The organism is uncultured Lactobacillus sp. (assembly GCF_902491705.1).
Lineage (GTDB): Bacteria > Bacillota > Bacilli > Lactobacillales > Lactobacillaceae > Lactobacillus.
Genome location: NZ_CABUIW010000074.1, coordinates 1 through 8597, shown reverse-complemented (window position 1 = coordinate 8597; position 8597 = coordinate 1). Strand labels below are relative to the sequence as shown.

Annotated in this window: 6 protein-coding genes; 1 reads left to right on the top strand and 5 read right to left on the bottom strand. The window is 31.7% G+C overall.

Features of this window, described 5'->3' with window-relative positions:
- Positions 1–117: IS3 family transposase (locus tag RDN22_RS10440; protein ID WP_308554877.1), on the top strand; the 117-nt coding region annotated here is incomplete at its 5' end.
- Between the two features lie 5 nt (positions 118–122).
- On the opposite strand, the gene RDN22_RS10435 is transcribed toward RDN22_RS10440, so the two are convergent.
- The 5 genes from RDN22_RS10435 to RDN22_RS10415 form a co-directional block, all read right to left on the bottom strand.
- Positions 123–4394: a type ISP restriction/modification enzyme gene (locus tag RDN22_RS10435; protein WP_308558050.1), complete on the bottom strand. Its 4272-nt coding sequence runs from the start codon at positions 4392–4394 to the stop codon at positions 123–125.
- A gap of 190 nt (positions 4395–4584) precedes the next feature.
- Positions 4585–5130: a hypothetical protein gene (locus RDN22_RS10430; protein ID WP_308558049.1), complete on the bottom strand. Its 546-nt coding sequence runs from the start codon at positions 5128–5130 to the stop codon at positions 4585–4587.
- A gap of 60 nt (positions 5131–5190) precedes the next feature.
- On the bottom strand, positions 5191–6786 hold the full coding sequence (locus tag RDN22_RS10425) for an SHOCT domain-containing protein (protein WP_308558048.1): 1596 nt from the start codon (positions 6784–6786) through the stop codon (positions 5191–5193).
- A gap of 349 nt (positions 6787–7135) precedes the next feature.
- Positions 7136–7654, bottom strand: coding sequence for a GNAT family N-acetyltransferase (locus tag RDN22_RS10420; RefSeq protein ID WP_308558047.1), 519 nt, complete (start codon positions 7652–7654; stop codon positions 7136–7138).
- 1 nt (position 7655) lies between these two features.
- Positions 7656–8111 carry a MarR family winged helix-turn-helix transcriptional regulator gene (locus RDN22_RS10415; protein WP_308558045.1) on the bottom strand — a complete coding sequence of 152 codons (456 nt, stop codon included), beginning with the start codon at positions 8109–8111 and terminating at the stop codon, positions 7656–7658.
- Positions 8112–8597: the final 486 nt, after the last annotated feature.

Sequence of the window (8597 nt, the reverse complement as noted above, 5' to 3'; positions counted from 1 at the left end):
GCTCAAGCTATAGAGGAATATATCAAATACTATAACGAAGAAAGGATAAAGAGCAGATTAAAAGGCTTAACTCCGAAAGAATATCGGAATCAAGCCTCTATTAATCCTATGTTTTAAAATGTCTACTTTTTAGGTCCCACTTCATTCTTTAAATCATTGGCATACTTTTTTTGATACTCTTTAGAGTTAAGTAAGGCATAAACATATGCAAACACGTCATCTTTACTCAAACCAATTTTTTTAGCAAACGAATCAGTGATATTATCTCTATCTGGTTGAATAAGTTCATTGGGGTTAATTTCGTTGTCGTATCGCATGAAGCCTTGACCAGTATCGAGAGTATGCAAATTAGGAAGAACATTCATTACTAAAGCAGAAAAAGGTCGGTTGGCACCTCTGCCAGTTGTAAAAAGCACCATATTATTTTTGCCAAATTTTGTATAATAAAGCCTTGATTCTTCAATTACCGCCTTATCATAGTAAAGCCACTTCTTAGTAAAAGGTCTGTACATGGAGAAAGTTGTTTTTTTAGAATTGAAGTCTATTTCTTCTTTTTTATTAAAACTTCTTTCTAATTTTCTGGTCCATTTAATATACTTAGGATCACGATTTAATATAAAGTTCTTACCAGTGAAATTTTTCTGCAAAGCTAATTCATTATTATAGTTATAGATCATTCGTTCAGCATTTTTATTTACTTTAGCTTTAGAGAAACCGTAAACCCAAGAATCTCTATTAGTCTGTATTCCCATTGCATGATTTTTAAAAACGCCTTTAAAAGTATTAGTATCATCAGCAATCCAATCATATTTTCTATAATTTGGATCACGTTGATTTAGCCAATCGTGATTATTATCTGGCTTAATAGATTTCCAATCAATATTTTTAATTGATTCAAAGTCTTTAATAATAGCCAATTTTTGCTTTCTAGCTAAATAATCACCTATATCATGGTAATAAATAGCATGATTATTTGATCCGTCTTTAACTAAAATGCTGATTGCGATAGGTGCACGGCTTCCGGAACCAAAAATCTTGCCACCTTCTTTACGAGACTGCTCTCCTTGAGTTCTTTGATTTCCTCGTAAATTAAAAATATAAAGGTGGTTAAACTCCTTATACAAAGATGATCTAAAACCATCAGTACTACTGCTGTCTAAGAAACTGCCATTAGTTATAAAGCCAATTACACCGTGTTCACCAATTCTATCGCTCGCCCAACGAAAAGCCTTAATATAACTATCATAAACACTCATACTTAGTTGAGAATTGCTATTTTGAACATAAGTCTTTTCAATTTGCTTTTCTAACTTTGGGTAATGAATATTTGCATTATCATCATTTGCGTTCTTTTGTCCTACTGAATAAGGCGGATTGGAAATAATTGCAGTAATAGGAACTTCTTGTTGTTTCTTTAAGCGCTTATTATTTTCCCCAAACATATCATCATTCAAAGTACCTTCACGTTCTGTACTTTCAAACGTATCAGTTAAAACAATACCTTCAAATGGTTTGTATCCTCTATCTGGTCCATTTACTTCATCAAATACTGCCTCAATATTGATAGATGCTATGTAGTAACTTAACAAAATAATTTCATTTGCATGCAGTTCATGCATGTATTTACGAAGAATATCATCATAAGTGATTTTTCCCTCATCCATTTGCTGTTTCAAATAATACAGAGTTCTGGTAATAAAAGTGCCAGTCCCAGTGAACGGATCAAGGATATGAACGTTCTTACTTGCCAATGATTTACCGAAGTATTTATTTAATGCCCAATCAACTGAATGAACAATAAAATCTACAACTTCAACAGGAGTAAAGACAATTCCCATTGATTCAGTTACTCGTGGAAATGCAGTCTTGAAGAAACTGTCATATAATTGAATGATAAATTTTTGTTTTCCTTGAACATTATCAATGCCAGAAGCACGCAATTTAACAGAATCATAGAATGGTTTTAATTTTTCTTGTTCTTTAGCAAATCCGAATACTTTGAAAGCAGAAATAATATCATTCATTGCTTTAGAAACTGCATTATTTCTTACAAAGTCATAGTCACTAAATAAAGCGTCAAATACAGGTTCGGTTATTAAGTGTTGTGCAAGCATTTCTACTGCTTGTTCCTGATCAATTGAATCGTTAATATTGTAGCGTAAAGACTTAACAAATTTATCAAAGGCTAACTTTGCACCTTGATTGCTCTCAATTAAGTCATTAATCCTGCGAACATACATCTTGGCAATATCTGCTACGTCTTTTGACCAATCCTCAAGATATCTTCTATCACCAACATGTTGAACAATCTTACCATAGAATGCACTACGCATTTCTTTCCAATGTAATGGAAGTTCCAATTGCTCTACTTTTTGATCTTCTTGTTTATGACTACCCTCCGTAACGGGACCTGTTGGATTTGAATTAACACCAATAATTCCAACTCGTCCAGATTTCTTTTTATTTAGATCTAGTGTATTTACTTCGGCATCAAATCTTTCATCAGTAGCTCGTAAAGCATTTAAAACCTGCCAAACTTGTTTATATTGTTTATCATTATCTAAAGCAATGTTGGGATCAACGCCATCAGCCACAACAATAGGTATAATAATGTAACCATATTGCTTATCTTCTGATCGTCTCATAATTCGTCCTACGGCTTGAACTATATCAACTTGTGACCTTTTAGGACTGAAGAAAATAATGGCATCAAGATTAGGCACGTCTATTCCTTCAGTTAAGAAGCGAACATTTGATAAGATTCGAGCATGATTTTCTTCAATGTTATCGTTACCTAACCAATCAATTTCTTTTTCCTTTTTAAGAGCATTCAAACCACCATCAACATGATGGACATCTACTTTAAAGCTTTCAGTTGATTGAGTATCGAGATATTCATTTACTACTTGATTAAATTCATTAGAAATAATTTTTGAGTGCCTTATAGTATCTGAAAAGGCAATCGCACGTTTCATAGGTGCACCGGTAATTTCACCAGTAATACCATCACGTTTAACCATAGCATTCCAAACACCAATAATCTTACCAATGTCATCAACCTTAAGTTGATTATCAGCAGATAGAACGGTTTGCATGTCTTTATTAATATAAGATTCACTAACAGCCAAAACAGAAACTTTATAATCAGTTAAGTATCCTTGAGCTACTGCATCCCCAAAGCCTAATCTAAAAATTTCATCACCATAAATAGACTTATCATCCATTGATGAAACAACAATACTTTTTTCTTTAGCCTTCTTCTTAGCATTTTGACCATAGATTTTAGGAGTAGCAGTTTGGTAAAGTCTCAACTTGCCTTTTACATTATTATTAGAGTGAACTTCAGTGAATGTACTATCGCCTTCTTCTTTAGCAATAGCACCTGTCGTTCTATGTGCTTCATCAGCAATGATTAAATCAAATTCTGGATAGCCTTGTTTTTGTGCCTGCTTAATTACGTCAATCGATTGATAGGTACTAAAAATAACCCGCATATCATTAGATAATTCATATGCATCTGTTAATTTATAGTGGTTCATCAATTCTTCTACATTAGTAGTAGGTTCATAACCAATATCCTTTGCTCCAAGATCATCATCGTCTTTGCCCTTCTTTTGATTGGCCTTAGAATCTGAAACAACTGAAAATGAAGTCATATGGATATTATCTGAAACATCATCATTCCAATTAAATAGGGTCTGTGACAATAATTGAATACTTGGCACTAGATATAAAACATTAAAGACATGTTTCTTTTGATCTTTCATCAATGCTTCAGCAATCTTCAAGCTTGTAAAGGTTTTACCAGTACCAGGAGCCATGATAAGTTTGCCACGATCATGATCTTTAAAATATTCAAGTGATTTATTAATAGCAGTCTCCTGATATTTACGTAACTTTTTAGGCTTTTTATTAGATAAGTTGTCATTCTCTTTTGCAAATGAGAATTTTTGCCAGTCAAAATGAGCGTGTCTAAGCTGGCTAAGCCCGATGATACTAAATGGCTTAGTCGTATCTTCTAGAGTAGCTTTAGCGTTTCTATTCCATTCATCAATAGATGAAACAAGCATCCCTGCAGAATAAACACTTTTACCAGTTTCTGCAACAAATGAATCAATACCAGCTTTGCCAACCTTACCTTTATAGAATTTGGCTTGCACTGCTGTAAGATTACCATCGTAGCCTTTAGCAACAATATCTACACCAGTATCTCTTTTAGAAATATGATATTCTGCTGGAACTTCATTTAGCATCCAAACATCTTCAAATTTCTGCTTGTAAGCTGGTTCATTCTTAAGATAAGCAACAACCATTTTTTCAAAGGCTGTACCTCTATCTCTAGGCTTATCTAAGTTATCATTTACTTGCTTAACAAGTTCATCAAAAGTTGCCATAATCTGCACTCTCCAAATCCAAAATATAAGTTAATTATAACGTATTCATTGATAAACTCTGTATAAATTCGGTTCGATCAACTTTATCAAGCACATGCTGCAAAATAAAAACAGCATTCCTAGAAAGAATATCTCTAGAAATGCTGTTTTTAATTTCTTTACATGGTTTACTAATTACATAATATGATTTTTATTCGGCAATTAAATCTAATGATTCAACATACTTAGTGATTTTCTTCCACGATTGATCATGACGGTTGGTAGTCCATAAACCCATTTTCACTAATTTTACATATTGATTCCAAGTAAAAGTATAACCCTTACCTACTCTATTCTTTTTACCCAAGAAATATCCTTGATCAACATATTCATGCTTAGAATACGTATCGAACCAACCTACAGTTTTATGTGGATAAAACTTCGTTACATTACTAGATTTACTATGAGTCATTATCCAATCTTCACCTTTATCACCATAAGTATGGATATAAAGGATTGTACCCGGTTTAACATGCTCAGCTTTACCCTTGAAAACATAAAAGCCACGAAACTTAGCCTTGTAAATTGTAATAGGCTTAGTTACCACAACTTTATATAAACTAGACTTATTAGAATCCTTCTTTACCCAATTATCATAAGCACTAGTTGCCTGAACTGTAGGTGTTGTTATTGCAACGCCACTAATTAAAATAATACCTGCAATACTTAATGCAAATATATTTTTTAATATCTTCATTCTATTCTCCCTCTATCGTAGATTTAAAACTATCATGAGTAATTATTAGAACCCATTCTTTTATAAATTCAATAATTGTTTCTTTTTAGCATCAAATTCATCTTGCGTTATAATTCCGTCATCAAATAGAGACTTTAATTCTCTCAACTCTTTAATTGGAATTTTATATTTAGATGTTTCAATCTTTTTCTTTTCAGGAATATAGCCTTTCTTCAAGAAAACCTTTTCTAACATATCTGAAGTATTTTGTTCAGTATCAGACCCCACTAAAGTGACAATTGTAATTTTGATTTTTTTATTGTCTGAATTATATAATTTCAAATCATAATAATTTGCCATTCCATAGCCATAATTTTCGAAAAAGTGTTCTTCCTTATCACCGTTTCCAAAATGTTCTCTATAATCATACAAAACATATTCATCATCTCGTAAATCATTAGCAAATTTAATATGTTTGAAGTCATCCACAATATACATAATATTATTAGAAGTTAATCCTAATTCATTCAAACTAGGTCTTGGTAGATAATTTTCATTATCAATTAAAATTTTTAATTGTGAGTCTGGCTTTAAATCAAGTTGTTCGATATTTTTTTGTGCCTTTTGTAAATTATCAGGAACTTTGATTTTTCTCTTTTTAGTTACTTCTGATAAATTTTTAATCAATGCACAAGCTGCTTCAAATCTATCCTTATCATCATATTCAAAAGTTAAATACGATGATCTATTATCATTAAGTGAATCTGAACTTACTGCTTTAAAATTAGTCTCTAAACGATATTTTTTATATAAATCACTATATTCACTAAATCCATACGTAATTAAAAATTTTTGATTTTGTTGATCACTTCCAAAACTAACAACATCTGGATCGTCTTCCGTACTATATATAATGTCAACAGAGGGGACTTTAAAGTCCAAAGTTTCATTAGCAAAAAGATCTGAATTTATGTTATCGTGTAAAATTTTTACAACTAACTTATATTTTACCCAGTGTGCATTTCTAGCATCAGCTTCTGCCTTAAAAGTTTTTATTTGATCATCACTAAGATCTTTTAGCAATAATCCTATTTCATTTTCCTTTCCGGTTAGTATCATATCTTCGAAATCATCGTCGTTAGTATTTACAGTACCTACAGCATTTCCTTCAACAAAAAATGCCATTTTGGATATTTGATCAAATGCTAATGAATCAATATTAGTTAAAATTCTTTTTTTAGCAAAACAGACAATATTTCCAAACTTATCAACTATAATTTTGCCAGTTGGTAATTGAAAAACATCATATTTATTTATAAAATCAAAAAATCTTTGGCTTTTATTTCCTTCATACCAAATTGCTCCATGTTCAACAACATATTCTTTTATTTCTTTAAATTCCCTATCATTTGCACCAGAATAAAAGAATCCATTTTGAAGTGAACATATTTTTGTACCATTTATATTTTTATGAACAAAGAAATATTGATCTTTAAGCGGTGCAAAATATACTTTTTTACTAATTCCCGATTTAGTAAAATAGATATTTTTGTCATCAAATGCAATAAACCAATCTCTATTATGACCGCAAATAAAATTTGCTTTAATCCCTAAATTTAATAATCTATCGTTAATTATTTCTTTTAATATAGGTCTGCTACCAAATATTCCAAACATTTATATTCTTCTATTTCTAATAATGACAATCGCTTGAATTGAAACACTAATAATTTTAATTAATAAATTAATTATAACGTATTTATTAACCCCCCTTATCAAATACATACTGCAAAATAAAAAAGCAAACTAATCATTTAAAGAATTAGTTTGCTTCTCACAGTAAATAAAATTAACCCTAGTTAGTATAATTTTCTAGCTTACTTGTCACCCCTCCACATGCGTGGAGAAAATACTAAAAGATCCTTATTCTAGAGCCAACCAAATTATACCAAAAGGCATTTTTCATTTACTTTGATTTTATTTTTCTACCATTATATTATGTTGGAATTTTTACATAAATTCAATCCTAATCCAACTTCTTAACCAGCAAATAATCAACCTGCGGATCATCGCCTACTGGGTAGACGTGTTGACTAACGCGTTTAAGACCCTTTTTAGCATAGAACTTTTGGGCATTGATATTCTTTTCGTAAACGCCCAGCCACAAGTAATCCTTCTTCTCATCATAAGCAAGCTTTTCAGCATAATTAAATAATACTGATCCCAAGCCTTTGTGCTGGAATTGTTCTCTTAAATAAATTCGCTCGATTTCCAATGCATTCGGTCTCAATCGCTCAGTTTGTGCATCCCCAACATTCACCTTCAAATATCCAGCGACTTCACCATCAACCATCAAGAAAAAGAATCGGCTATCAAGATTTTCAAGCTCACCAGTCAATTTTTCATCCGCATAGCTATCTTTCAAAAATTCAGCCATATCATCTGGCTTAGTAAATGGGTCAAAAGTCTTCTTGAAAGTCTCACGCGAAATTTCTTGTAAGTTCTTCAAATCATCAATCGTTACATTCTTAATTGTGTATTCCATATTAGTATTCCCTTCTACCGCCATTCTTAACAAATTTCCAGCTCTCACTGGCATTCTCCGCAACTTTCGTTAGCAAGCGAAGCAATGTATCTTTTTCGTCATCTGTCAATCCTTCGAGCGACGTCTCGTTTGAATATTTATTCTCTCGCTCAATTATTTTGACTAGCTTTTGTCCTTTTGCAGTCAAAAAGAGCTTTTTATTTTTCTTGTTGTTTGAATCAGCCTTCTTAACTACTAAGTCATTATTGACTAATTTCTGCACGCTACGAGCAGTTGTCGTTCGATCAATATTTAAAATTTCAGCCAAACGTTCTGAAATAATTCCAGGATTTTCGTCAATTCTGACCAAATACAAATATTGCCCACGCGTTAGCTGCATTTCCTTGAATTCGATGTTAGCGATTGAATCAAATGACCGCGCAATCGTGCCAATTTTTCTTAAAACATCTTCTTGCATATTTTTACCTCAGAAGATATATTAGTTTATTTTTGTTGCATTTGCAACAATATTTTTATAAAAAGAAAAGCAGCATAGTTAAACGCTGCAAAAATGAATGTTTCCTCTTGGGTTAAATAAAAGCCAAGCTTTGAGATATCCACAGGAGTTTCCTAACTTGTTTACATTCCCCATAGGGTAAATAAAATCTATCAATTACTATTATTTTACCGTTCTTTCCTTAGTCTATCTACTACAAATATTAATTTGCAAGAAAAAATCCCATCATGAAGAAGCATAATTTTCAGTCTACTGAAAATTAAACAGAAATTCCTCAGAATTTTCAGTTAACTGAAAATTTTCGCTAAAATCCTCTAGATTTTCAGTCTACTGAAAATTCACAAGGCCTATTCAAAATAAAAAGCGGATCACATCGATCCGTGAAGTGAGACCCAAAAGTTAGACACTTTTGGGTCTTTTATTATGACTAAATTTAATAAAGAACAA